Below are 25,221 nucleotides of genomic sequence, written 5' to 3' on the forward strand. Positions count from 1 at the left end.
ATGGCTAAACCTAAAATTAAGTTTGTACCTGATTCATTACATGTAAAATCTGGAGATACAGTTTATGTAATATCAGGAAAAGATAAAGGTAAAACAGGTAAAGTTATAAAAGTTTTCCCTAAAAAAGGAAAAGTAGTAGTAGAAGGAATAAATATAGTAACTAAACATTTAAAGCCATCTCAAGTAAACCCACAAGGTGGAGTTGTGCAAAGAGAAGCTGCAATCTTCTCATCAAAAGTGATGTTGTTTGATGCAAAAGCTGGAAAACCAACAAGAGTTAGACACGAAGTTAGAGATGGAAAAAAAGTAAGAGTTTCAGTTAAATCTGGAGAAATATTATAAGAAAGGAGGAAAACATAAGTGACTAAATATGTTTCTAGATACCACAAATTTTATGATGAAGTAGTGGTTCCTAAATTAATGAAAGAATTAGAAATAAAAAATATTATGGATTGTCCTAAATTAGAGAAGATAATCGTTAATATGGGAGTTGGAGAAGCAACTCAAAACTCTAAGTTAATGGATGCAGCTATGGCTGATTTAACTATAATAACTGGACAAAAACCATTATTAAGAAAAGCTAAAAAGTCTGAAGCTGGTTTCAAATTAAGAGAAGGAATGCCTATTGGAGCAAAAGTAACATTAAGAAAAGAAAGAATGTATGATTTCTTAGACAGACTAGTAAATGTTGTACTTCCAAGAGTAAGAGACTTTGAAGGAGTTCCTAGCAACTCATTCGATGGAAGAGGAAACTATTCACTAGGATTAAGAGACCAATTAGTATTTCCTGAAATAGATTTCGATAAAGTAGAAAAACTTTTAGGAATGTCTATCACTATGGTTTCTTCTGCAAAAACAGATGAAGAAGGAAGAGCATTACTTAAGGCTTTTGGAATGCCTTTCAAAAAGTAATTGTAGGGAGGTTAGAGTAGATGGCGAAAAAGTCAATGATCGCAAGAGATGTTAAAAGAGCAGAACTTGTTGACAAATATGCTGAAAAAAGAGCTGAATTAAAGAAAAGAGTAGCTGCTGGAGATATGGAAGCTATGTATGAATTAAATAAACTTCCAAAAGATTCTTCTGCTGTTAGAAAAAGAAATAGATGTCAATTAGATGGAAGACCAAGAGGATATATGAGAGAATTCGGAATATCAAGAGTTAAGTTTAGACAACTTGCAGGTGCTGGAGAAATCCCTGGTGTAAAAAAATCATCTTGGTAATTAAATCAAAGGAAGGAGGACTTAAATAGATGTATTTAACAGATCCAATTGCTGATATGTTAACAAGAGTTAGAAATGCTAATGCAGTTATGCATGAAAAAGTAGATGTACCTCACTCAAAGATGAAAGAAAGAATAGCTGAAATCTTAAAGGAACAAGGTTACATTTCTAATTATAAAATTGTTACTGAAGAAGGAAATAAAAAGAATATAAGAGTATATTTAAAATATGCTGGTAAAGAAAGAGTTATAAAAGGATTAAAAAGAATATCTAAACCTGGAAGAAGAGTTTATTCTTCTGTAGAAGATATGCCTAGAGTTTTATCTGGTCTAGGAATAGCAATAGTTTCAACTTCTAAAGGAATTGTAACTGATAAAGTTGCTAGAGCAGAAAAAGTAGGTGGAGAAATCCTTGCATTTGTATGGTAATAAAAACTTAGGAGGTGTCCATTAATGTCAAGAGTAGGTAAAAAACCTATCGTTGTGCCTTCTGGAGTTGAATTTACAGTAAAAGAAAATGTAGTTACTGTAAAAGGACCTAAAGGTACATTAACAAAAGAATTTAACAAAGATTTAACTATAAAATTAGAAGATGGTCATGTAGTTGTTGAAAGACCAAATGATGAACCATTTGTTAGAGCAATACATGGAACTACTAGAGCTTTAATCAATAATATGGTTAAAGGAGTTTCTGAAGGATACAGAAAAACTCTTACTCTAGTTGGGGTTGGATATAGAGCAGCAGCTAAAGGAAAAGGATTAGAAATATCTTTAGGATATTCTCATCCAGTTATAATCGACGAAATTCCTGGAATTACTTTTACAGTTGAAAAAAATACAACAATATATGTAGATGGAATTGAAAAAGAATTAGTTGGTCAAGTTGCAGCAAATATAAGAGCTAAGAGACCACCTGAACCATATAAAGGTAAAGGGGTTAAATATGCTGAAGAACATATCAGAAGAAAAGAAGGTAAAAAGTCTTAAAATAGCTTAAAAAGGAGGTAAGACAGTTGTTTAAAAAAGTTGATAGAAAAGCATCAAGACAAAAAAAGCAAATGTCAATAAGAAATAAAATTTCTGGAACTCCAGAAAGACCAAGACTTTCAGTTTTTAGATCAAATACTAACATTTTTGCTCAATTAATAGATGATGTAAATGGAGTAACTCTTGTATCAGCATCAACAATTGATAAAGCATTAAGAGGAAGTATTGCTAACGGTGGAAATGTAGAAGCAGCAAAAGCCGTTGGAAAAGCAATAGCTGAAAGAGCTAAAGAAAAAGGAATAGGAGCTATCGTATTTGATAGATCAGGATACAAATATACAGGAAGAGTAGCGGCTCTTGCAGAAGCGGCTAGAGAAGCTGGATTAAGCTTCTAATTTTTAAGAGAGGAGGATTTCACTTGTTAAACAGAGAAGAAAATCAATATCAAGAAAAATTATTGAAGATATCTAGAGTTTCTAAAACAACTAAAGGAGGAAGAACAATATCTTTCTCAGTGTTAGCTGCTGTTGGAGATGGAGAAGGTAAAATAGGATTAGGATTAGGAAAAGCAAATGGTGTTCCTGATGCTATAAGAAAAGCTATTGCAGCTGCAAAGAAAAATGTAGTAAAAGTTTCTTTGAAAAATAATACAGTTCCTCATGAAATAACTGGAAAATGGGGAGCAACTACTCTATGGATGGCACCAGCATATGAAGGGACTGGAGTAATAGCTGGTTCTGCTTCAAGAGAAATTTTAGAATTGGTTGGAGTTCATGACATTTTAACTAAAATTAAAGGGTCAAGAAATAAACATAACGTAGCAAGAGCTACTGTGGAAGCATTGAAAAATCTTAGAACTGCTGAAGAAATAGCAGCTTTAAGAGGAAAAGAAGTTAAGGATATCTTAAGCTAGGAGGAAGATGAAGATGGCAAGACTTAGAATAGAGCTTGTAAAAAGCATAATCGGAAGAAAGCCTAATCACATAGCAACTGTAAAGTCGCTAGGGCTTAAGAAGATGCATGATGTAGTAGAACATAATGAAACACCTGAATTAAAAGGGAAACTAGCTCAAGTTTCTTATTTGTTAAAAGTTGAGGAGGTGCAAGCATAGTGAAATTAAATGAATTATCACCTTCAGTTCCTAGAAAGGAAAGAAAAAGAGTAGGTAGAGGTAACTCATCTGGTTGGGGAAAAACAGCTGGAAAAGGTAGCAATGGTCAAAATTCAAGAGCAGGTGGAGGAGTAAAACCTTATTTTGAAGGTGGACAAATGCCAATATATAGAAGAGTTCCAAAAAGAGGATTCTCAAATGCTATATTTAAAAAAGAATACACTCTATTATCACTAGATTTCTTAAATAGTCATTTTGAAGATGGAGAAACTGTAAGTATAGAAACTCTATGCAACAAATTCTTATTAAAGAAATGCAATGATGGAATAAAAGTTTTAGGAAATGGAGAATTAACTAAAAAATTAACTGTTGTTGCTCATAAAGTTTCAAAATCAGCAAAAGCTGCTATTGAAGCAAAAGGTGGATCAGTAGAAATCGTTGAAGAAAAAGGTTTTGAAAGAGCAGAAAATAATAAATAGTATTAATCTAAGGTAGGTGAATACATGACTTTAATAGAGAAGTTTAATTCTAAATTAAGTAGTATAGTAAAAATTCCTGAACTTAGAGAGAGAATACTTTTCACATTACTAATGTTTTTAGTAGCCAGAGTAGGGACTTTAATTCCTGCTCCTGGTGTTGATGTGGATAGATTGTCAGCAATGGCTTCAAATAATAATGTACTTAGTTATATAAATATGTTTTCTGGAGGAGCTTTCACAAGAATATCTATATTTTCATTGGGAATAATTCCATATATCAACTCATCAATAGTAGTAAGTTTACTTACATCTATTGTCCCTCAACTTGAAGAAATTCAAAAAGAAGGAGAATCTGGAAGAAATAAAATCACTCAATGGACAAGATATTTGACAATAGCACTTGCAATAATTCAAGGAGCTGGAGTTTGTTTGTGGTTACAATCTGTAGGGCTTATTTATAATCCTGGAATAGGATTCTTTGTGAGAACTATAACAACATTAACAGCTGGAACAGTATTTTTAATGTGGGTTGGAGAACAAATTTCTATAAAAGGAATAGGAAATGGAGTATCACTTATTATTTTCTTGAATGTAATTTCAAGAGCACCATCAAGTGTTATTCAAACTATTCAAACTATGCAAGGGAATAAGTTTTTAATACCTTTATTGGTATTAGTTGCTTTCCTTGGAACAGTAACAATAGCTGGAATAGTTTTATTTCAACTAGGGCAAAGAAAAATTCCTATTCATTACGTAGGAAAAGGATTTAATACTAGAGGTGGAATGGGTCAAAACTCATATATTCCTTTAAGATTAAATACTGCAGGGGTAATGCCTGTAATATTTGCCTCAGTATTTATGTTGATTCCTGGTGTGGTAGTTAATGCATTACCTTCTACATTATCTATTAAAACAACTTTATCAATAATATTTGGACAAAATCATCCAGTATATATGATATTGTATGCATTAGTAATAATGTTTTTCTCTTTCTTCTACACAGCTTTAGTTTTCGATCCTGAAAAGGTTGCTGAAAATTTAAAACAAGGTGGAGGAACAATTCCTGGAATAAGACCTGGGGAAGAAACTGTAGAATATCTTGAAGGTGTTGTAAGTAGAATAACTTGGGGTGGAGGAATATTTTTAGCTTTAATTTCAATACTACCTTATGTTATATTTACATCTATGGGACTTCCAGTTTATTTTGGAGGAACAGGAATAATAATCGTTGTCGGTGTTGCTTTGGATACTGTGCAACAAATTGATGCTCATTTAGTTATGAGAGAATACAAAGGATTTATTTAATAATTATTGAATAAAATAGTAAAAGGAGTTTTCATTGAGAACTCCTTTTTATTTTTTATAAGGAAAGCATAAAAGTAAATAGTGAAAATTAGTCTCTGACGTTCGTATTAGTTTGAAGAGTCTATATTCATTGAGCTCGTATAACTCATACGGTTATCAAGAGAATTTATTTATTATATAAATAAAACAAAGAAATTGTGATATAATTTAAGAAAAACATAAAATAATGGAGAAAAAAATGAGAGTAAAATTAGTAAGAGATGATAAAAATTCAAATTATAAAGTTAGTTTGAAAAATATAAAAAAAGAAAAAGAATTTGTAAAATTATTAGATGACTACAATATAGAGTATAAAAAAACAGAATATTTCAAAGATTTTTTTATTTATAATTTAAAAAATATTAATAGTAAGTTTATAATGCTACTTCAAGAAAAAGCTTCAAATTATATTGCATACATAGAGCCTATGTCAGTGTATTCATTACCTATAAAAATAGATAATATAGATGGAGAAGTGCAAGTTCTATATCCAGAAGAAAACAAGAAGTACATAACATTGGGAGTAGTTGACAATGGTATAGGTCATATAAAATATTTAAAACCTTGGATTAAAAAAGTACATTCAAGATATTTAAAAGAAGATGTAAGTGCAACTCATGGAACTTTTGTATCTGGACTTGCTCTCTATGGGGATATTTTGGCTGGGAGAGATATAGTAAAGAATGAAGGTTTTTATTTGCTAGATGCAACGGTTTTATCAGCAACCAGTATAGAGGAAGATGAGCTTTTAAAGAATATTGTGTTAGCAATTGAAGAAAACTATAAAAAAGTTAAAATTTGGAATTTATCCTTGAGTGTAAAATTAGAAATAGAGGAAGATATTTTCTCAGATTTTGGAGTTGTCTTAGATTATATACAACAAAAATATGGAGTTTTAATTTTTAAATCAGGTGGAAATGGTGGAAACTTTATGAAGAAAAAGCCTAAAGGTAAACTGTATCATGGTTCAGACTCTTTGATGTCTATTGTTGTCGGCTCAGTTACAGATGAGGGCTATGCTTCAAATTATAGCAGAGTAGGTTTAGGCCCACAAAATACAATAAAACCAGATATTGCAAGTTATGGAGGGGATTTATCTTTGGGAGAAGATGGAGAAATGATAATGACAGGAGTTAAATCATTTTCTGTGAATGGAAATATAGCTTCTTCATCTGGGACAAGTTTTGCTACTGCAAGAATGTCTTCACTTGCAACTATAATATATCAAAATATATGTAAAGATTTTGATAATTTTTCAGATTTTGATGCTACATTGATAAAAGCATTAATAATACATTCATCTAAGAATACCGATAAAAATTTAAAAGTAGAAGAAATAGGTTTTGGAGTTCCAGCAGATTCTCAGGAAATACTTTCATATTTTAATAATGAAAATATAAAAATTATTAGTGGAACTATGAAAGATAAAAAAGTTATTGATATAGATAAAATATTTAGTGGATACAAAAGAAATATGAGAATAAAAGTTACACTTGCCTATGAAACAGAACTAGATTTTTATCAAAATGAAGAATATATAAAATCAGATATAAAAATTAGAAGTTTTTCAGAAAAGGGGAAAAATTTAATAAGAAAATTTGAGGCTGATATAGAAAGGGGAGAAAAATTGGAGTTATACTCTAATAGCAATGTTGAAAAGAAATATACATTGATAATTGAAAAAATATAAGGTGATTTCATGAATAAAACAGAAAGAATAGGAATAATAAATACTTTTGTTGGAGGAACACTTTGGGGAATAAATGGTGTTATGGGGAGCTATTTATTTTTAAATAAGGCTGTTACAACAAATTGGTTAGTTCCGTATAGATTATTAATAGCTGGGTTGATATTGCTAAGCTATTTATATTATAAAAATGGGAAAAAGGTTTTTGACATTTTAAAAAATGGAAAAGATTTATTAAGTATAGTAATATTTGGTATATTTGGAATGATGGGAACTCAATATACATATTTTACAGCTATTGAATACTCTAATGCAGCAATAGCAACAGTCCTAACTTATTTTGGACCAACCTTAGTACTTGTGTATGTCTGTATGAGAGAGGCTAGAAGACCATTAAAATATGAAATATTTTCTATAGTTTTATCAATGTTTGGAGTATTTTTATTGGCAACTCATGGTAATTTTTCAGGACTACAAATCTCATTTAAAGCATTATTTTGGGGAATGTTGTCAGCTATGACTTTAGTTGTTTATACTATTCAGCCAGAAAAGATATTAAAAAAATATGGTACAACAGCAGTAGTTGCTTGGGGAATGTTTATAGGTGGTATAATTTCAATATTTATGTTTAATCCTTGGAAAGTAGATGTAATTTTTGACTTTACAACGTTTATATTTTTTATAATTATAATATTTTCAGGGACAATAGCAGCCTTTGTATTATATTTGACAGGGGTTACTATGATAGGACCTACTAAAGCAAGTATAATAGCCTGTGTTGAACCTGTGTCAGCAACAATATTTTCAATAATTTTTATGGGAGTAACATTTGGATTTTTAGATATAATAGGTTTTATATGTGTAATTTCTACCATATTTATAGTTGCAATTTTTGATAAAAAAGAAGTAAAGAAGAAAGTAAAATAAAGAGGTGTAGATTTGGCAATAATACAAGCAAATGATATCTATATGGCTTTTTCTGGAGAAACTTTATTTAAGGAAATAAATTTCTCAGTTGATGAAAAAGATAAAATTGGGATAATTGGAGTTAATGGAGCAGGTAAAACAACTTTAATAAAACTTTTATTAGGTAAGGAAAATTCAGAAGTTAATCCTGAAACGAATGAAAGAGGGACTATATCAAAAAAAAGTAATTTAAAAATTGGATACTTAGCTCAAAACACAGTTTTAAATAAAGAGAATACAATATTTGAAGAATTGATGACAGTTTTTAATAATTTATCAGATGATTACAATAGAATGCAGGAAATAAACTTTTTACTTACTGTTGACCAAGATAATTTTGATAAACTTATGGAAGAGCTTGGAGAAATAAGTGAAAGATATGAGAGAAATGATGGATATTCAATAGAGTATAAAATAAAACAAATTTTAAATGGTTTGAATATTCCAGAAAATTTATGGTCTATGAAAATTGAAAAATTATCTGGAGGACAAAATTCAAGAGTTGCACTAGCTAAAATTTTGTTAGAAGAACCAGACTTGTTAATACTAGATGAGCCGACTAACCACTTAGATTTGACTTCTATTGAATGGCTTGAAAAAATATTGAAAGATTATAATAAAGCTATACTTTTGATATCTCACGATGTATATTTTTTAGATAATGTAGTCAATAGAATTTTTGAAATTGAAGGGAAAAGGTTAAAAGACTATAAAGGAAATTATACAGATTTTTTAATTCAAAAAGAGGCTTATTTGAGTGGAGAAGTAAAAGCTTACGAAAAAGAACAAGAAAAAATTAAAAAAATGGAAGAATTTATAAGAAGGTATAAGGCAGGAGTAAAATCGAAACAAGCTAGAGGAAGAGAAAAAATATTAAATAGAATGGAGAAAATGGAAAATCCTGTTGTTACAACCAAGAAAATAAAACTTGAATTTGATATAAAAGCTCAGAGTGTTGATTTAGTTTTGGATATTAAAAATTTATCAAAAACTTTTGAAAATAAGTTGCTATTTAAAGATTTAAATTTAAAAATTTATCGTGGAGAAAGAATAGGGTTAATAGGGAAAAATGGTACGGGAAAATCAACTCTTTTAAAAATTATAAATGGTTTAGAAAAAGCTAGTATCGGAGAATTTAAAATCGGAGAAAGAGTTTCTATTGGCTACTATGACCAAAATCATCAAGGTTTGGGATTAAATAACAACATAATAGAGGAACTTATGTATTATTTTACTTTGTCAGAGGAAGAAGCAAGAAATATTTGTGGAGCCTTTTTATTTAGAGAAGATGATATTTATAAAAAAATAAGTTCATTAAGTGGTGGAGAAAAAGCAAGAGTTGCTTTTATGAAGTTGATGCTTGAAAAACCGAATTTTTTAATACTAGATGAGCCAACAAATCACTTGGATATATATTCAAGAGAAATATTAATGAATTCTTTAGAAAATTATCCTGGAACAGTTTTGGTAGTCTCTCACGATAGAAATTTCTTAGACACTGTTGTAAATAAAATTTATGAATTAAAAACTGATGGTGTGGAAACTTTTAATGGAGACTATGAAACTTACAAAAAAGAAAAAGAAAATGTAAAAGTAAAAAATGAAGAAGCAGTAAAATCTTATGAGGAACAGAAAAAAAATAAAAATAGAATAGCTTCTTTAGAAAAAAAGCTTATAAAGTTTGAAGAAGAAATAGGGAAATTGGAAGAGCAAAAAGAAGACATAAACAAGAAGTATCTACTTGCTGGAGAAAAAAATAATGTAGATGAATTAATGTCGTTACAAGAAGACTTAGACAATATTGATATGAAAATTTTAGAAAAATATCAAGAATGGGAAGAAAGTGAAGCAGAACTTAACGAGTTGAAGGAATAAAAGAGAAAAATGAATGTAGTTTAATCAAACACTATATTCATTTTTTTAATGTAACTATTAATTTTATTAATAATTTGATTGAAAAAAATTTGATTATATAGTAAAATCTTAGATGATTGAATTAAAATAGGAGGAAGTATAATGAAAAAAAGAATTTTATTAGTATTCACAGTACTATTATCTTTATTATTAGTAGCTTGTGGAGGAGAAAAGAAAGAAGCAAATCCAGAAGCTTACCCAGAAAAGCCAGTTAATGTTATTATAGCTTATAAAGCAGGAGGAGGAACAGATGTTGGAGCTCGTATTTTAATGGCAGAAGCTCAAAAGAATTTCCCTCAAACATTTGTTATAGTTAACAAACCAGGTGCTGACGGAGAAATAGGGTATACAGAACTTGCTAAAGCAAATCCAGATGGATATACAATTGGATTTATCAATTTACCAACTTTTGTAAGTTTACCACATGAAAGAAAAACAAAATACAACATTGATGATGTAGAACCTATTATGAACCATGTTTATGATCCAGGTGTATTAGTTGTAAGAGCTGATAGCAAATTTAATACTGTTGCTGATTTTGTTGAATATGCAAAAGCTCATCCAGAAGAATTAACAATTTCTAACAACGGAACAGGAGCTTCTAACCACATAGGAGCTGCTCACTTTGCTAAAGAAGCTGGAATACAAGTAACTCATGTGCCATTTGGTGGAAGTACAGATATGATTTCTGCTCTTCGTGGAGACCATGTTAATGCAACAGTTGCTAAAATTAGTGAAGTTGCAAGTTTAGTAAAATCAGGAGAATTAAAAATATTAGCTTCATTTACTGATAAAAGATTAGAAGGATTTGAAGATGTTCCAACTTTAACTGAAAGTGGATATCCAGTATTATTTGGGTCAGCTCGTGCTATAGTTGCACCAAAAGGAACACCAAAAGAAATTATCCAAAAATTACATGATGTATTTAAACAAGCATTAGAATCAGCAGATAATGTTGAAAAATCAAAAAATGCTAACTTACCTTTATTATATATGTCACCTGAAGAATTAGGACAATATATTAAAGATCAAGAAAAATATATTATTGAAACTGTTCCAACATTAGGAATAAACTAATAATAAATAGTAGTAAAATAACTTGTTTATGATTTATTTATTTTACTAAAATTAGACTTTAATGTTTGAAATATTAAATGAAAAGGTTGTTGCAATATAGCTTTAACAAGTTTATATTATCAGATTGATTAATTGACCAACCAGATGTTATAAATTGTTAGAGTAGTTGTGACAACCTTATTTTTTATATAAAAGTATAAAATAAATAGTGAGAATTAGTCTCTTATGTCCGCATTAGTTGAAGAGCCTGTATTCGTTGAGCTCGTAAACTATACGGCTGTCGAGAGACGTTATTTTTATAATTATATTTAAGTAGAAAGGTAAAAAATATGAGAAAATATGATAGATTTCTAACAATCGGTTTATTTGTTTTGGAGGCATTTTATTTCTTTTTAATAAAACAATTACCTCCTAAAGCGGCAAGATATCCAGAATTTGTATTATCTTTAATGTTATTTTTAACAATTTTATTAGCTATAAATACATTTATTATTAAACCTAAAAATGTTGAAGAAGAGGATAAATTCAAAGGTAATTTATTTAAACAATTCTTTTTTGTTATTGCAATATCAGTGGTTTATGTTATATTAATTGATATAATTGGATTCTTTGTATCTACTGCAATTTATCTATTTGTGACTATGGTAGCTTTAAAAAGTAATGTTAAATGGAGTATTGTTGTGAGTATTTTATTCCCAATATTCTTATATCTAGTGTTTGTATCATTCTTAAAAGTACCAGTCCCAAGAGGATTTTTAATATAGGTTAGGAGGAATAAATTATGTCAGATGTTTTATATGGATACATGGCGGCAATGACTCCAATAAATTTACTTGCTGGAGTTATTAGTGTGGCTATCGGAATAACAATAGGAGCTTTACCAGGGCTTTCTGCAGCAATGGGGGTTGCTCTATTAATACCAATCACATTTGGAATGGATCCTTCTACAGGTTTAATAACTTTAGCGGGAGTATATTGTGGAGCAATATTTGGTGGTTCAATTTCTGCAATACTAATTCGTACACCAGGAACACCAGCAGCAGCAGCAACAGCTATTGATGGATATGAATTAACAAAACAAGGAAAAGCAGGTACAGCTTTAGGAACTGCAATTACAGCTTCATTTATAGGAGGAATATTAAGTGCTATTCCACTTTATTTATTCGCTCCAAGACTAGCAAAACTTGCTTTACTTTTTGGACCGGCAGAATATTTTTGGCTATCTATTTTTGGGCTAACTATAATAGCAGGAGCAAGTACAAAATCAATAGTAAAAGGTCTGATTTCAGGAGCTTTAGGATTAATGCTATCAACAGTGGGAATGGATCCAATGCTTGGAAATCCTCGTTTTACATTTGGAATACCAGCTTTACTTTCAGGGATACCTTTTACAGCAGCACTTATTGGACTATTCTCAATGTCACAAGTTTTAATGCTTGCTGAAAAGAAGATAAAAGAAGCTGGGAATATGGTTGAATTTGATAATAAAGTTCTTTTATCAAAAAGCCAAATTTTAGAAATATTACCAACTTCATTAAGATCTACTGTTATAGGAAGTATTATAGGAATATTACCGGGAGCAGGAGCAAGTATAGCTGCATTTTTAGGTTATAATGAAGCAAAAAGATTTTCTAAAAAGAAAGAATTATTTGGACATGGAAGTATTGAAGGTATAGCAGGAGCAGAGGCTGCAAATAATGCAGTTACAGGAGGATCATTAATTCCAACATTTACACTTGGAATACCAGGAGAAAGTGTTACTGCTGTATTACTAGGAGGTCTTATGATACAAGGACTTCAACCTGGGCCAGATTTGTTTACAGTACATGGAAAAATAACTTATACATTCTTTGCTGGTTTTGTAATTGTTAATATATTTATGTTAATATTAGGATTATTTGGTTCAAAATTATTTGCAAAAGTATCAAGAGTATCAGATAGCTACTTAATACCTTTGATTTTTTCATTGAGTGTAATTGGTTCTTATGCTATTAATAACCAATTAACAGATGTTTGGGTAATGTTTGTCTTTGGTATAATTGGATACTTTGTTCAAAAATTTGAATTGAACTCAGCATCAATAGTTCTAGCTTTAATCTTAGGACCAATTGGTGAATCTGGACTTAGAAGATCTTTAATATTGAATCATCAAAGTTATTCAATATTATTCCAAAGTACAGTTTCAAAAGTTTTATTACTTTTAACTCTTTTCTCATTGTTATCTCCAATAATAATGGCTAAGTTTCAAAAAAAGAAAGAAAAATAGATAAAAAAGAAGCTGTTGCATTTTAATTTTGCAACAGCTTTTCTTATTTATAAGGATAAATAACAAAAATTAGTTCCTGATGTCCGTATTAGTTCGAAGAGCCTGTGTTCATTGAGCTCGTAGAACTCATACGGCTGTCAAGAGATTTTGTTTCAATTGCTATTTAATCCAAGACATTAATTTTCTTAATTCTTGTCCTACTTCTTCAATTTTATGTTCACTTGCAGCTTTTCTATGAGCTTTTAAGAATGGTTGACCTGCTTTAGAATCTGCTAAAAATTCATCAGCAAATTTTCCAGATTGAATATCTGCTAAAATATTTCTCATAGCATCTTTAGAAACAGATGTTATAACTTTTGGTCCTGCTAAGAAATCTCCATATTCAGCTGTGTTAGAGATAGAGTGTCTCATTTTTCCAAATCCTCCTTCATAGATTAGGTCAACGATTAACTTCATTTCGTGTAGACATTCAAAATAAGCGTTTACAGGATCATATCCAGCTTCTGTTAAAACTTCAAATCCATTTTTGATAAGTTCTGTAATTCCACCACATAAAACAGCTTGTTCTCCAAATAAATCTGTTTCAGTTTCTTGTTTAAATGTAGTTTCAAGTATTCCTGATCTTCCTCCACCTATACCAGAAGCCCAAGCAAGAGCAATATCTTTTGTATCTCCACTAGGATCTTGATATACAGCTATTAAGCAAGGTACTCCACTTCCTTCTTGGAAAGTTCTTCTAACTAGATGTCCAGGCCCTTTAGGTGCAACCATAAATACATTTATGTCTTCGTTTGGTTGAATTTTTTTGAAATGAATGTTAAATCCATGTCCAAATCCAAGGTAAGCACCTTTCTTTAAGTTTGGAGCTATACTGTTAGTATAAGTATCTCCTTGAATTTCATCTGGTATTAAAACCATAACTACATCTGCATTTTTAACTGCTTCTCCAGTTTCTTTTACAACAAAACCTGCTTCTTCTGCAACTTTCCAAGTCTTAGAATCTTTTCTAAGTCCAATAGTAACATCCATTCCATTTTCTTTTAAGTTAAGTGCATGAGCATGTCCTTGTGAACCATAACCTAAAACTGTGATTTTCTTTCCTACTAATTTTTGTAAATTACAATCTGCATCATAATATACAGTTGTTCCTAAAATGTTTCCTGCCATTTTAAATTCCTCCTAAATTTTATGTTTAAAATACAATTTATATAAAAATATAAAATTAGTCTCTGATATCTGTATTAGTTCGAAGAGCCTGTGTTTATTGAGCTCGTAGAACTCATACGGCTATCAAGAGGCTTTTTTTATATCATTTCACAATTAACCAGGGTCTATTATTAGACCATTCAATTTTTACATCTATTTCATAAAGCTTTGATAAATTTTCATCAGTTAAAACTTCATATTTATTTCCTTGAGCTACAATTTTCCCATTATCAAGTATAGCTACATGACTAATAGAAGCTATAATTTCTTCTATTTGATGTGTTACATAAATAAATGGTATAGCATTTATATTTTTAGAATTTTTTTCTAGACTTTTTAATAACATTTCTCTTGCTCTTATATCTAAGCCAGAACAAGGCTCATCTAAAATCAAAAGAGATGGTTCATTCATAAAGGCTCTTGCAAGTAAAGTTTTTCTTTGTTCACCTTGTGATAAAGTGTTAAATTTATTTAATTTTAAATGAGATAGTTTAAAATCTTTTATAATACTATTTGCTTTTTCTCTATCTTTTTGAGTTATCTCTTGATAAATACCTATTGAGTTATATTTTCCTGATAAAACAATATCCATTAAAGATTGAGTGTTTAGCCTATCTGAAAAATTATTTAAAGTAGAACTAACAAAACCAACTTTTTCTTTAATCTCTGCCCAAATACAAGTCCCAAATTTTTTATCAAAAACAGAAACTTCTCCTTTTGTTGCAAAAGTATATGCAGGTATCATAGATAAAAGTGTTGATTTTCCTGAACCATTTAATCCAATTAAAGCCCAGTTTTCTCCTTTTTTTATTTCCCAATTTATGTTTTTTAAAATCTCTCTACCATCTCTTTTAAAAGAAACATTTTTATAAGATAAAATTTTTTCCATATCTATCCTTATATTTTATTGATTATTTCATTTCCCATTTCAATAGTTCCAACTTTCTTATATCCGTCAGTATAAATATCAGAAGTTCTATATCCATCTTTTAAAACATTTTTTATAGCTTCTTCTATAACATCAGCCTCTTTATTTAAGTTAAAAGAATATCTTAACATCATAACAACTGATAATATTGTTGCTATTGGGTTAGCAATATTTTTTCCAGCAATATCAGGTGCAGAACCGTGACAAGGTTCATAGATACCAACTTTTCCATCTCCTAAACTAGCAGAAGCCAGCATTCCAATAGAACCTGTAAGCATAGAAGCTTCATCTGACAGAATATCCCCAAAAGTATTTTCTGTTAAAATTACATCAAATTGTCTTGGATTTATAACAAGTTGCATAGCTGCATTATCTACGTACATATGTTCAACTTGAACTTCTGGATAATTTTCAGAAATTTCATTTACAATTTTTCTCCAAAGCTTTGAGCTATCTAAAACATTTTGTTTATCTACACTTGTTATCTTTTTATTTCTTAATTTAGCTATTTCAAAAGCCTTTTTAGTTATTCTCTCAATCTCACTTCTTTTGTATACAAGAGTATCTGAGGCCTCTTCATCACTATATTTTTTAGGTCCAAAATATAGTCCACCTGTTAATTCTCTAACAACCATTATATCTAAGCCATCTCCAATTATTTCTTCTTTTAATGGACTAGCATTTTTTAATTCATTAAAAAGAATAGCTGGTCTTAGATTTGTAAAAACTTCTAATTCTTTTCTTATTTTTAAAAGTCCTTTTTCTGGTCTTAGTTCAGGCTCAATCTTATCCCATTTAGTTCCGCCAACTGCTCCTAAAAGAACAGCATCACTATCTTTACATATTTTTATAGTTTCATCAGATAAAGGTACTCCATATTTATCAATAGATTCTCCACCTAAATATCCTCTTGTAAAGATAAATTTATGATTAAATTTTTCTCCAATTTTTTCTAAAACTTTTGTTGCTACATCAACAATTTCTGGTCCTATTCCATCTCCTTTAAGAACTGCAATTTTATATTCCATATTACCTCCAAAATATAAAATTTATGAAAAACAGTTCGTTACTAGCCAGATTTCTTCACGGATAAAAATTAAGAATTCGCTGCAAATTCGGTAAACTTGCTGACAAGTCAGCTTCAAACATACCGAGATTTGCTCGGCTCATTCTGTTTAATTTTTTTCCTAAAATCTGGAATGTAACTCACTAATTTTTCTATAAATATTAATAGTTTTTATTTTCAAATTCTTTAATTTTATTTTCATATTGAAGAGTTAAACCAATAGAGTCTAAACCTTTTAATAATCTTTCTTTCCAAGTTTCTTCAAGGTTAAAGAAATAATCTTTTCCATTGGCACTAAGTTTATTATTTTCTAAGTCAACAGTGACGATAACATCACCAGAAAGTTTAGAAAGTTCATCTCTATCTTCTTTTGGTAAAGTTATTGGAAGGTGCCCGTTATTTAGCCAGTTCATATAGAAGATTCCAGAATATCCTCCTGCTACAATAACATGAAAACCATAGTCTTGTAATGCCCAAGCAGCATGTTCTCTTGAAGAACCACAACCAAAATTATCCCCTGTGATTAAAATAGTTCCTTTTTTATATTCAGCTTTGTTAAGATTAAAGTTTAAATTATCACTTCCATCTTCATTGTATCTCCACTCATCGAAAAGATATTTTCCAAAGCCAGTTTTCTCAGTACTTTTTAAATATTGTTTAGGAATTAATTGGTCGGTGTCAATATTATCATTCATTATAGGGACAATAGTTCCTTGAAATTTTGTAAAAGCTTTCATTATTCTTGCACCTCCTTTAATTCTCTAACATCAATAAAATGTCCATAGATTGCAGCCGCCGCCGCCATAGCAGGACTCACAAGATGAGTTCTTGCACCTTTTCCCTGTCTACCTTCAAAATTTCTATTAGATGTTGAGGCACAATGTTCTTCACTTGGGATTAAATCAGGGTTCATCCCTAAACAAGTTGAACAACCTGCTTCTCTCCATTCAAAACCAGCCTCTAAGAATATTTTAGCAAAACCTTTTTCTTCTGCTTGTTTTTTGACCATTTGAGAACCTGGAACTATAACAGCTTTTATATTAGGATGAACTTTTTTTCCTTTAATAATTTTAGCTACAACCTCTAAGTCACTCAATCTCCCATTAGTACAAGAACCAATGAAAACATGTTTCAAATTTATATTTTTAGGGGAATCTCCAGGAGTTAAGTCCATATATTTATATGCTTTTTCATAGTTTAAGTCTTTTACTTCTGGGAAGTTATCAGTTATATTTATTCCCATTTCAGGGTTTGTTCCCCAAGTAACTTGTGGAACAAGATTTGAAACATCTAATTTAATATATTTATCAAAAGCAGATACATCATCAGTATATAACTCTTTCCATTCATTTATTTTCTTTTCTAAGTCTTTATCCTTAGGAGAAAATTCTCTATTTTTAATATATTCAAAAGTGATTTCATCAGGAGCAATAATTCCAGATTTACCTCCAGCTTCAATAGCCATATTACAAATAGTCATTCTTTCTTCCATAGATAAATTTTTTATAGTATCTCCAAAAAATTCGAAAGCATAACCATTTCCCAAACCGATTCCATAAGTCTTTATTAAATGTAAGATTATGTCTTTAGCATAAACACCTTTTTGTAATTTTCCTGTAATTTCAATTCCCATAGTCTTAGGTTTCTTTTGCCATAATGTTTGAGTTGCTAAAACATGTTCCACTTCACTTGTACCTATTCCAAAAGCTATTGCTCCAAAAGCTCCATGAGTTGCAGTATGGCTATCTCCGCATACAACAGTTTTTCCTGGAAGAGTAAGTCCTAGCTCTGGTCCTACCATATGTACTATTCCATTTCTTTCATTGAACATGTCAGCAAGTTCAATTCCAAATTCTTCACAATTCTTTTTTAAAGCATCAAGTTGTGCTTTTGAAGTCTCATCAACAATGTTATATCTATCTTCCATAATAGTAGGAGTATTATGATCCATAGTTCCAAAAGTTAAGTCAGGTCTTCTAACTTTACGCTCTGCAATTCTCAGTCCAGAAAAAGCTTGTGGAGAAGTAACTTCATGGATTAAATGTAAATCTATATATAGAAGTTGTGCCTCACCTTCATTTCCTGTAATAACATGCTTTTCCCATACTTTGTCAAATAAAGTTTTCATACAAGTCTCCTTAATCTTGATAAAGTCTATTAAGTGCATTTATATAGGCTTTTATACTAGCTTCAACTATATCTGTACTTTGTGCTCTACCAATGTATCTTTTCCCATTCTTTTCAATTATAACAACAACCTGTGCCTGTGCATCAGTGTCACCTGTTATTGATTCAAGTTTATATTCTTCTAAAACAAAATTATCATTTAAAATTCTATTGATTGCCTTATAAGAGGCATCAACTGGTCCACTACCATAAGAAGCTGAAACTTCTTTTTCTCCATCTAGTAGAATATTTATTTCTGCCTTAGTTTTAGAATCTTTTCTGCTTATTTCAAATTGTTCAAGAGAAAGTCTACCTTTTACAATTTCTGCTGCATCTCCACTTACTAAGGAAATAATATCATCATCTAAGACATATTTTTTTCTATCAGCTAAATTTTTAAATTCTGCAAAAAGTTGTTCTATCTTTTTATCATCAAAACCACTTAAACCAAGATTATTTAATTTATCAATAAAAGCGTGTTTTCCTGACAATTTTCCAAGTACAAGGCTATCAACATTTCTACCCACTGTTTCAGGTTTCATAATTTCATAAGTTTCTGGATTAGCCAGTACTCCATGTTGATGTATACCAGATTCATGAGAAAAGGCATTAGCTCCAACAATAGCCTTATTTGGTTGAGTTGTAACCCCTGTTAATAGACTAACTAATTTACTTGCTGGATAGATTTGTTTTGTATCTATATTTGTTGTATATTCCTCAAATAAGTCTTTTCTAGTTTTCAAAATCATAACAACTTCTTCAAGAGAAGTATTTCCAGCTCTTTCTCCTATTCCATTGATAGTACATTCTATTTGAGTTGCTCCGGCCTCAATAGCTGCTATTGAGTTTGCAACTGCAAGTCCTAAGTCATTGTGACAATGTACAGAAATATCAATATTTTCAATACCTTTAATATTATCTTTTAAATATTTAATAGTTTCAAACATTTCATTAGGAGTTCTATATCCAACAGTATCTGGAATATTTATAGTTGTAGCTCCTGCTTTTATCGCGGTTTCATATACTTCCACAAGATATTCTTTTTCTGTTCTCATTGCATCTTCTGCTGAAAACTCTATATCTTCTACAAAAGATTTTGCATATCTGACCATTTCATCAACTGATTTTAAAATTTCTTCTTTAGACATCTTTAACTTAAATTCTCTATGTACAGGAGAAGTAGCTATAAATGTATGTATTCTAGGTTTAGCAGCTTTTTTAATAGCTTCAGCTGCAACTTCAATATCACTTTTAACTGCCCTTGCTAAACTGGTAACAGTTGAATTTTTAATATTTTCTGCTATTAATTGAATAGCACTAAAATCTCCAGGTGAGGCAGCAGCAAAACCTGCTTCTATAATGTCAACTCCTAAGGATTCTAATTGTTTTGCAATTCTCAATTTTTCTTTGGCATTAAGATTAACTCTAGGTGTTTGTTCACCATCTCTTAATGTAGTATCAAAAATTTTTATATGTTTCATAACCTCACCTCAATAATCCTTACATTTTTTCTCCACGGCTCATAGCAAGGATACCTGTCTTTGCCATTTCTAAAACGCCATAATTTTCCATCATATTAACAAAACCTCTTAACTTTTCTATATCTCCTGTCAGTTCTATAACAACTGACTTTGGAGAAACATCAAGGATGTTCCCACGATATATATTAGCAATTTGTACAATTTGAGATCTTGTTTTTTCATCAGCTTTTACTTTTAAAAGCATAAGTTCTCTCTTTATAACATCTTTTTCAGGGAATATCTTAACTTTAACAACATCTATAATCTTATAAACTTGTTTTTGAATTTGATCCAGAGATTCTTTATCCCCATCAACTGTAAGAGTAAGTCTTGCATACCCCTCTTTATTTGTAACACCAGCAGACATCTTTTTAACAAAATATCCTCTTCTGTTGAAAAGAGACATTATTCTTGCAACAATTCCATTGGTATTTTTAGTAATTATTAAAATATGATGTTCTTTATTCATTTTCTAAAACACCTCTTTTTCCAACTATTTGAGTGACATCTTTTCCAGCAGGTATCATTGGATAAACATTCTCTTCTTTTTCAATAATGCATTCAACTAAAACTGGTTCATTAGATTCTAAAATTTTCTTTAAATTCTTTTTTAAATCTTTGCTATTTTTAAGTTGAACAGATTTTATTCCATAAGCTTCTCCAATTTTTATAAAATCTGGGTTATAACTCAAATCTACTGACGAATATCTTCTGCTATGGAATAATTCTTGCCACTGTCTAACCATACCAAGATAAGAATTATTAAAAATGAATACTTTTACTGGTAAATTATATTGTTTCATTAACATTAACTCTTGGAAAGTCATTTGGAAACCACCATCTCCAATAATAGAGATAACTTTTTTATCTGGGTTAGCTACTTGAGCACCGATAGCAGCTGGTAGACCAAAGCCCATTGTCCCAGCTCCACCAGATGTAATTATTGAATGTGGATTTTCATAAGTTAAATATTGAGCTGACCACATTTGATGTTGACCAACATCAGTTGAAATTATAGCATTTCCTTTTGTAATTTTATCAATTTCAGATAGAACTTCTTGAGCTAGAAGAATATCTTCATTCTTTTTCTTAAAAATTAAAGAGTATTCTTTTTTCCACTCTTTAATTTGATTTATCCATTCTGTATGATTTAATTTTGGGACTTGGACTAATAAGTCATTTAAAACATTTTTAAGATCTCCAACTATTGGAACATCTATTAATTTATTTTTTCCTATTTCAGCTGGATCTATATCTATGTGTATAATTTTTGCATTTGGAATAAACTTTTCAGGATTTCCAGTAACTCTATCATCAAATCTCATTCCAGCTGCAATTATTAAATCAGCTTCAGCTGCACTGTAGTTAGCATAAGTTGTTCCATGCATTCCTATCATACCTAAAGATAAATCATGACTACCAGGTAAAGAGCCTAAACCTAAAAGTGTCATAGCAACTGGAATATTTGTTTTTTCAATAAACTCTTTTAATTCCTCTGTTGCATTAGCTTTTATAATTCCAGCTCCAGCAATAATTAAAGGTCTTTTTGCTTCTTTTATCATTTTAGTAGCTGTTTTTATTTGTCCTTTATGACCTTCGTAGACAGGATTATATCCTTCAAGATGAAAAGCCTTATCATATAATTTTTTAAAATCCTCATAAGGAATCTCTTGTAGTTGTATATCTCTAGGAATATCTACAAGAACTGGTCCAGGTCTACCTGTTGTAGCAATGTAGTATGCTTCTTTTAGTATTCTAGGTAAATCCTTAATGTCTTGAACTAAATAATTTGTTTTAGTTATAGGAACTGTAATACCAACTATATCTGACTCCTGAAATGCATCTTTTCCAAGAAGAGTACTACTAACTTGTCCTGTTATAGCAAGTAAGGGAATAGAGTCCATATGGGCTGTCATAATTCCTGTGACTAAATTTGTAGCTCCTGGTCCAGAAGTAGCTAGACATACTCCTATTTTTCCAGATGAACGGGCATATCCGTCAGCCTCATGAACTGCTCCTTGTTCATGCCTTGCAAAATAATGGTTAATATCTTTAAAGCTATATAGTTCATCATATATAGGAATAACTGCTCCACCTGGATAGCCAAATATATCTTTTATTCCAAGCTTTGCTAGACATTCTAATAAAATTCTAGCACCTTTTATCATTTTATCAGCCATAACAAACTCCTTCATTTTTTTTAATATTCAGAATTTAATCTCACAATTTCATAGCCGTTGCTTTTAAATTCTTCAGTAATTTTCTTAATATGTTCTTCTCCATTTGTTTCAACAGTAACTTGTAATTCAACATCTTTAAATCTTGTTAAGTTTTTAAATTGGTTATGTTCAAGTTTGATAACATTAGCATTTTGTTTTGCTAAAAGTTCAGAAACTTTTAAAAGTTCTCCAGGTTTATCGTTTAGTTGAACAGAGAAAGTAAAGATTCTTCCTCTCATAACAAGACCTTTATTTATCATAGAAGAGATAGTTAAAACATCTATGTTCCCTCCACTTAGAACAGAAACAATCTTTTTATTAGTAACATCTAATTTCTTAACAGCTGCAACGGATAAAATTCCAGAGTTTTCAGCTATAATTTTATGTTTTTCAACTAATAGTAGAAATGCTTCCATTAATTCATAATCAGAAACTGTAACGATTTCATCAACATATTTTTTTATATATTCAAAATTTATATTTCCTATTTTTTTAACAGCTGTACCATCGGCTATTGTATTTGCTTCTGCAAGTTCAATAACTTCTCCTTTTTTAATAGCTGCCAATGCACTTGCAGCACCTTCTGGCTCAACACCTATAACTTTGATTGATGGATTTTTTAACTTCGCAGCACAAGCTATTCCTGAGACTAATCCTCCACCACCAAGAGGTACAAGAATAATATCAGTATCTGGTAATTCGTCTAAAATTTCAAGAGCAATAGTTCCTTGACCTTCTAAGACATCTTCATCATCAAAAGGATGTACAAAAACATAACCTTCTTTTTCTTGAAGTTCTTTTGCATATTTAAAGGCATCGTCATAAACTTCCCCATGCAATATAACTTCTGCTCCATATTGTCTAGTTGCTTCAACTTTTATTAGTGGAGTATGCTTTGGCATAACTATAACAGCTTTTATACCTAATTTTTTGGCAGCATAGGCAACTCCTTGAGCATGATTTCCTGCAGATGAAGCTATAACTCCTTTACTTTTTTCTTCTTCAGATAACTTAGAAATTTTATTATATGCTCCTCTTATCTTAAAAGAACCAGTTTTTTGTAAATTTTCAGGCTTTATGTATATTTGATTTCCAGATTCTGTTGAAAATACTGGACTTTGAATTAGTTTCGTAGGAACGGTAACCGTTGATAATCTTTCTCTTGCTTCTATAAAATTATATAACTTGTGCATTTTTTATTTTTAGAAATTTTTATTTAAAAATTTCTTTCCTCCTCTCAATATTAATAAGTCAATAGTAGTTAAAATTTTATTCTTCGTAAATTGCTCCAGCGGCAGCAGATGAAACATGAGCTGCATATCTTTTTAAATATCCTTTTGCTCCAGATTCATAAGGTTTTAAATTAGCTTTTCTTCTAGAGATTTCTTCATCAGAAAGTTTTACATTTAATTTTCTATTAGGGATATCTATCTCAATGATATCTCCATCTTGAACTATAGCAATAGTTCCACCGGCAGCAGCTTCAGGAGACACATGCCCTATTGAAGCACCCCTAGTTGCTCCAGAAAATCTACCATCTGTGATAAGAGCAACATCTTTTCCAAGACCCATTCCAGCAATAGTTGCTGTTGGAGCAAGCATTTCTCTCATACCAGGTCCACCCTTAGGCCCTTCATATCTGATTACAACAACATCTCCGGCAACAATTTTTCCTTCTCTGATTGCTTTAATACTATCTTCTTCACAATTAAATACTTTTGCTGGACCAGAGTGAACTAACATTTCTTTGTCAACAGCTCCTTCTTTAACAACACAACCATCTTCTGCAAGATTTCCTTTTAAAACAGCAATTCCTCCTGTTGAATAAGCTGGTTTATCCCAAGGTTTTATAACATCATCATCGTTTATATAAGCATCTTTAACAAGTTCTTCTTGTGTTCTTAGTGCAACAGTCTTTTGTTCACCATGAAGTCTACCGTTTTCATAAAGTCTTTTCATAACTCCAGTAACTCCACCAGCTCTATATAAATCTTCTATGAAATATTCTCCAGATGGAGATAATTTACAAAGTTGAGGAGTTTTCTTTGCAATATCATTGAAGTCATCTAATGTTAAATTAATTCCTGCTTCGTGAGCAATAGCTGGTAAATGTAGAGCTGTATTTGATGACCCCCCTAGAGCCATATCCACAGCAACAGCATTTTCAAAAGCTTCTTTAGTTAAAATATCACTTGGTCTTAACTCAGCTTTTAAAATTTCAAGTATTTGCATACCAGCTTTTTTAGCAAGTCTTAATCTTTCTGAGAAAACAGCAGGTACAGTTCCATTTCCAGGAAGTCCCATACCAAGAGCTTCAGTTAAGCAGTTCATAGTATTGGCTGTATACATACCAGCACAAGAACCACAAGTAGGACAAGCTAAATCTTCCACACTATTCAATTCTTTTCTAGTTATAATTCCTGCTTCATATTGTCCAACAGCTTCAAAAACATTACTTAATCCAACTTTTTTACCTTTATAAACACCGGCAAGCATAGCTCCACCACTTATAAAGATAGATGGGATATTAAGTCTTGCAGCAGCCATAAGCATACCTGGAACAACTTTATCACAGTTAGGAATAAATACCATAGCATCAAACGGAGTTGCCATTGCAACGGCTTCAACAGAGTCTGATATTAATTGTCTAGTTACTAAAGAATATTTCATACCAGTGTGATTCATAGCAAGACCATCACAAATTCCTATTGTGTTAAATTCCATAGGAACTCCACCAGCATTCCTAATACCATCTTTTACAGCTTGTACAAGTGTTTGTAGATGAACATGCCCTGGAATAACTTCATTAAATGAATTAGCAATTCCTATTATAGGTCTATTCATTTCTTCAGCTACAAATCCTAAGCCTTTTAATAACGAACGATGAGGGGCTCTTGCAGCTCCATCAGTTAAATTACCACTTCTTGACATAATTACACTCTCCTTAATATAGTTAAATTTTTAGATTAAATTATAGATATTACATCTGATAGTTATATAAGTTTTAGAAATTCAATAAACATAAATTTTTAAACTAATATGAACGTCAGAGACTATTTTTTGCT

General features: G+C 30.6%; 26 protein-coding genes. 16 read left to right on the top strand and 10 right to left on the bottom strand.

What is annotated here, in order from left to right; translation table 11 throughout:
• From rplX to BQ2505_RS04215, 16 genes are all read left to right on the top strand, one after another.
• Positions 1 to 342 (top strand): 50S ribosomal protein L24, encoded by a 342-nt coding sequence (rplX, locus tag BQ2505_RS04140; RefSeq protein WP_074016512.1) that lies wholly within the window; start codon positions 1 to 3, stop codon positions 340 to 342.
• A gap of 18 nt (positions 343 to 360) precedes the next feature.
• Positions 361 to 912 (top strand): 50S ribosomal protein L5, encoded by a 552-nt coding sequence (gene rplE / locus BQ2505_RS04145; protein ID WP_074016513.1) that lies wholly within the window; start codon positions 361 to 363, stop codon positions 910 to 912.
• Between the two features lie 20 nt (positions 913 to 932).
• Positions 933 to 1,220 (top strand): 30S ribosomal protein S14, encoded by a 288-nt coding sequence (gene rpsN / locus BQ2505_RS04150; RefSeq protein ID WP_074016514.1) that lies wholly within the window; start codon positions 933 to 935, stop codon positions 1,218 to 1,220.
• A gap of 29 nt (positions 1,221 to 1,249) precedes the next feature.
• On the top strand, positions 1,250 to 1,648 hold the full coding sequence (gene rpsH / locus BQ2505_RS04155; protein ID WP_074016515.1) for a 30S ribosomal protein S8: 399 nt from the start codon (positions 1,250 to 1,252) through the stop codon (positions 1,646 to 1,648).
• 24 nt (positions 1,649 to 1,672) lie between these two features.
• Entirely contained in the window at positions 1,673 to 2,206 is a 534-nt protein-coding gene (gene rplF, locus BQ2505_RS04160; protein ID WP_074016516.1) for a 50S ribosomal protein L6, read from the top strand.
• 26 nt (positions 2,207 to 2,232) lie between these two features.
• Positions 2,233 to 2,601, top strand: a complete 369-nt coding sequence (rplR, locus tag BQ2505_RS04165; RefSeq protein WP_074016517.1) for a 50S ribosomal protein L18 — start codon at positions 2,233 to 2,235, stop codon at positions 2,599 to 2,601.
• 23 nt (positions 2,602 to 2,624) lie between these two features.
• Positions 2,625 to 3,119, top strand: coding sequence for a 30S ribosomal protein S5 (gene rpsE / locus BQ2505_RS04170; RefSeq protein WP_074016518.1), 495 nt, complete (start codon positions 2,625 to 2,627; stop codon positions 3,117 to 3,119).
• A 13-nt stretch (positions 3,120 to 3,132) separates the two neighbouring features.
• Positions 3,133 to 3,318, top strand: coding sequence for a 50S ribosomal protein L30 (gene rpmD, locus BQ2505_RS04175; protein WP_005892817.1), 186 nt, complete (start codon positions 3,133 to 3,135; stop codon positions 3,316 to 3,318).
• Positions 3,318 to 3,797 carry a 50S ribosomal protein L15 gene (rplO, locus tag BQ2505_RS04180; protein WP_074016519.1) on the top strand — a complete coding sequence of 160 codons (480 nt, stop codon included), beginning with the start codon at positions 3,318 to 3,320 and terminating at the stop codon, positions 3,795 to 3,797. Before rpmD ends, rplO begins: the two co-directional genes overlap by 1 nt.
• Positions 3,798 to 3,821: 24 nt before the next feature.
• Positions 3,822 to 5,102 carry a preprotein translocase subunit SecY gene (gene secY / locus BQ2505_RS04185; protein ID WP_074016520.1) on the top strand — a complete coding sequence of 427 codons (1,281 nt, stop codon included), beginning with the start codon at positions 3,822 to 3,824 and terminating at the stop codon, positions 5,100 to 5,102.
• 238 nt (positions 5,103 to 5,340) lie between these two features.
• Positions 5,341 to 6,831: a S8 family peptidase gene (locus tag BQ2505_RS04190; RefSeq protein WP_074016521.1), complete on the top strand. Its 1,491-nt coding sequence runs from the start codon at positions 5,341 to 5,343 to the stop codon at positions 6,829 to 6,831.
• A gap of 9 nt (positions 6,832 to 6,840) precedes the next feature.
• Entirely contained in the window at positions 6,841 to 7,755 is a 915-nt protein-coding gene (locus BQ2505_RS04195; protein ID WP_074016522.1) for a DMT family transporter, read from the top strand.
• A 12-nt stretch (positions 7,756 to 7,767) separates the two neighbouring features.
• Complete coding sequence (locus tag BQ2505_RS04200) at positions 7,768 to 9,669, top strand: ABC-F family ATP-binding cassette domain-containing protein (RefSeq protein ID WP_074016523.1); 1,902 nt, start codon at positions 7,768 to 7,770, stop codon at positions 9,667 to 9,669.
• Positions 9,670 to 9,810: 141 nt separating this feature from the next.
• Complete coding sequence (locus tag BQ2505_RS04205; protein WP_074016524.1) at positions 9,811 to 10,785, top strand: Bug family tripartite tricarboxylate transporter substrate binding protein; 975 nt, start codon at positions 9,811 to 9,813, stop codon at positions 10,783 to 10,785.
• A gap of 329 nt (positions 10,786 to 11,114) precedes the next feature.
• Entirely contained in the window at positions 11,115 to 11,549 is a 435-nt protein-coding gene (locus BQ2505_RS04210) for a tripartite tricarboxylate transporter TctB family protein (RefSeq protein ID WP_074016525.1), read from the top strand.
• Between the two features lie 17 nt (positions 11,550 to 11,566).
• Complete coding sequence (locus BQ2505_RS04215) at positions 11,567 to 13,051, top strand: tripartite tricarboxylate transporter permease (RefSeq protein ID WP_074016526.1); 1,485 nt, start codon at positions 11,567 to 11,569, stop codon at positions 13,049 to 13,051.
• 159 nt (positions 13,052 to 13,210) lie between these two features.
• Here BQ2505_RS04215 and ilvC read toward each other — a convergent pair whose 3' ends face one another.
• The 10 genes from ilvC to ilvD all read right to left on the bottom strand — a co-directional run bounded on the left by ilvC (position 13,211) and on the right by ilvD (position 25,087).
• Positions 13,211 to 14,218 (bottom strand): ketol-acid reductoisomerase, encoded by a 1,008-nt coding sequence (gene ilvC / locus BQ2505_RS04220; RefSeq protein ID WP_074016527.1) that lies wholly within the window; start codon positions 14,216 to 14,218, stop codon positions 13,211 to 13,213.
• A gap of 142 nt (positions 14,219 to 14,360) precedes the next feature.
• Positions 14,361 to 15,146: an ABC transporter ATP-binding protein gene (locus BQ2505_RS04225; RefSeq protein WP_074016528.1), complete on the bottom strand. Its 786-nt coding sequence runs from the start codon at positions 15,144 to 15,146 to the stop codon at positions 14,361 to 14,363.
• An 8-nt stretch (positions 15,147 to 15,154) separates the two neighbouring features.
• A complete protein-coding gene (gene leuB / locus BQ2505_RS04230) occupies positions 15,155 to 16,213 on the bottom strand; it encodes a 3-isopropylmalate dehydrogenase (protein ID WP_074016529.1) in 1,059 nt (352 codons plus the stop codon).
• A 199-nt stretch (positions 16,214 to 16,412) separates the two neighbouring features.
• Positions 16,413 to 16,988, bottom strand: coding sequence for a 3-isopropylmalate dehydratase small subunit (gene leuD / locus BQ2505_RS04235; protein ID WP_074016530.1), 576 nt, complete (start codon positions 16,986 to 16,988; stop codon positions 16,413 to 16,415).
• Positions 16,988 to 18,379, bottom strand: coding sequence for a 3-isopropylmalate dehydratase large subunit (gene leuC, locus BQ2505_RS04240; protein WP_074016531.1), 1,392 nt, complete (start codon positions 18,377 to 18,379; stop codon positions 16,988 to 16,990). Before leuC ends, leuD begins: the two co-directional genes overlap by 1 nt.
• A 10-nt stretch (positions 18,380 to 18,389) precedes the next feature.
• Positions 18,390 to 19,898 (bottom strand): 2-isopropylmalate synthase, encoded by a 1,509-nt coding sequence (locus BQ2505_RS04245; protein WP_074016532.1) that lies wholly within the window; start codon positions 19,896 to 19,898, stop codon positions 18,390 to 18,392.
• Between the two features lie 19 nt (positions 19,899 to 19,917).
• Positions 19,918 to 20,406, bottom strand: coding sequence for an acetolactate synthase small subunit (ilvN, locus tag BQ2505_RS04250; protein WP_074016533.1), 489 nt, complete (start codon positions 20,404 to 20,406; stop codon positions 19,918 to 19,920).
• Positions 20,399 to 22,117: a biosynthetic-type acetolactate synthase large subunit gene (gene ilvB / locus BQ2505_RS04255; protein WP_074016534.1), complete on the bottom strand. Its 1,719-nt coding sequence runs from the start codon at positions 22,115 to 22,117 to the stop codon at positions 20,399 to 20,401. Before ilvB ends, ilvN begins: the two co-directional genes overlap by 8 nt.
• A 20-nt stretch (positions 22,118 to 22,137) precedes the next feature.
• The gene (gene ilvA, locus BQ2505_RS04260; protein ID WP_074016535.1) at positions 22,138 to 23,349 is read right to left on the bottom strand and encodes a threonine ammonia-lyase; all 1,212 of its coding nucleotides are present in this window, start codon (positions 23,347 to 23,349) and stop codon (positions 22,138 to 22,140) included.
• A 76-nt stretch (positions 23,350 to 23,425) separates the two neighbouring features.
• On the bottom strand, positions 23,426 to 25,087 hold the full coding sequence (ilvD, locus tag BQ2505_RS04265) for a dihydroxy-acid dehydratase (protein WP_074016536.1): 1,662 nt from the start codon (positions 25,085 to 25,087) through the stop codon (positions 23,426 to 23,428).
• Positions 25,088 to 25,221: the final 134 nt, after the last annotated feature.

The organism is Fusobacterium massiliense (genome assembly GCF_900095705.1).
In the GTDB taxonomy this organism is placed as follows: Bacteria; Fusobacteriota; Fusobacteriia; order Fusobacteriales; family Fusobacteriaceae; genus Fusobacterium; species Fusobacterium massiliense.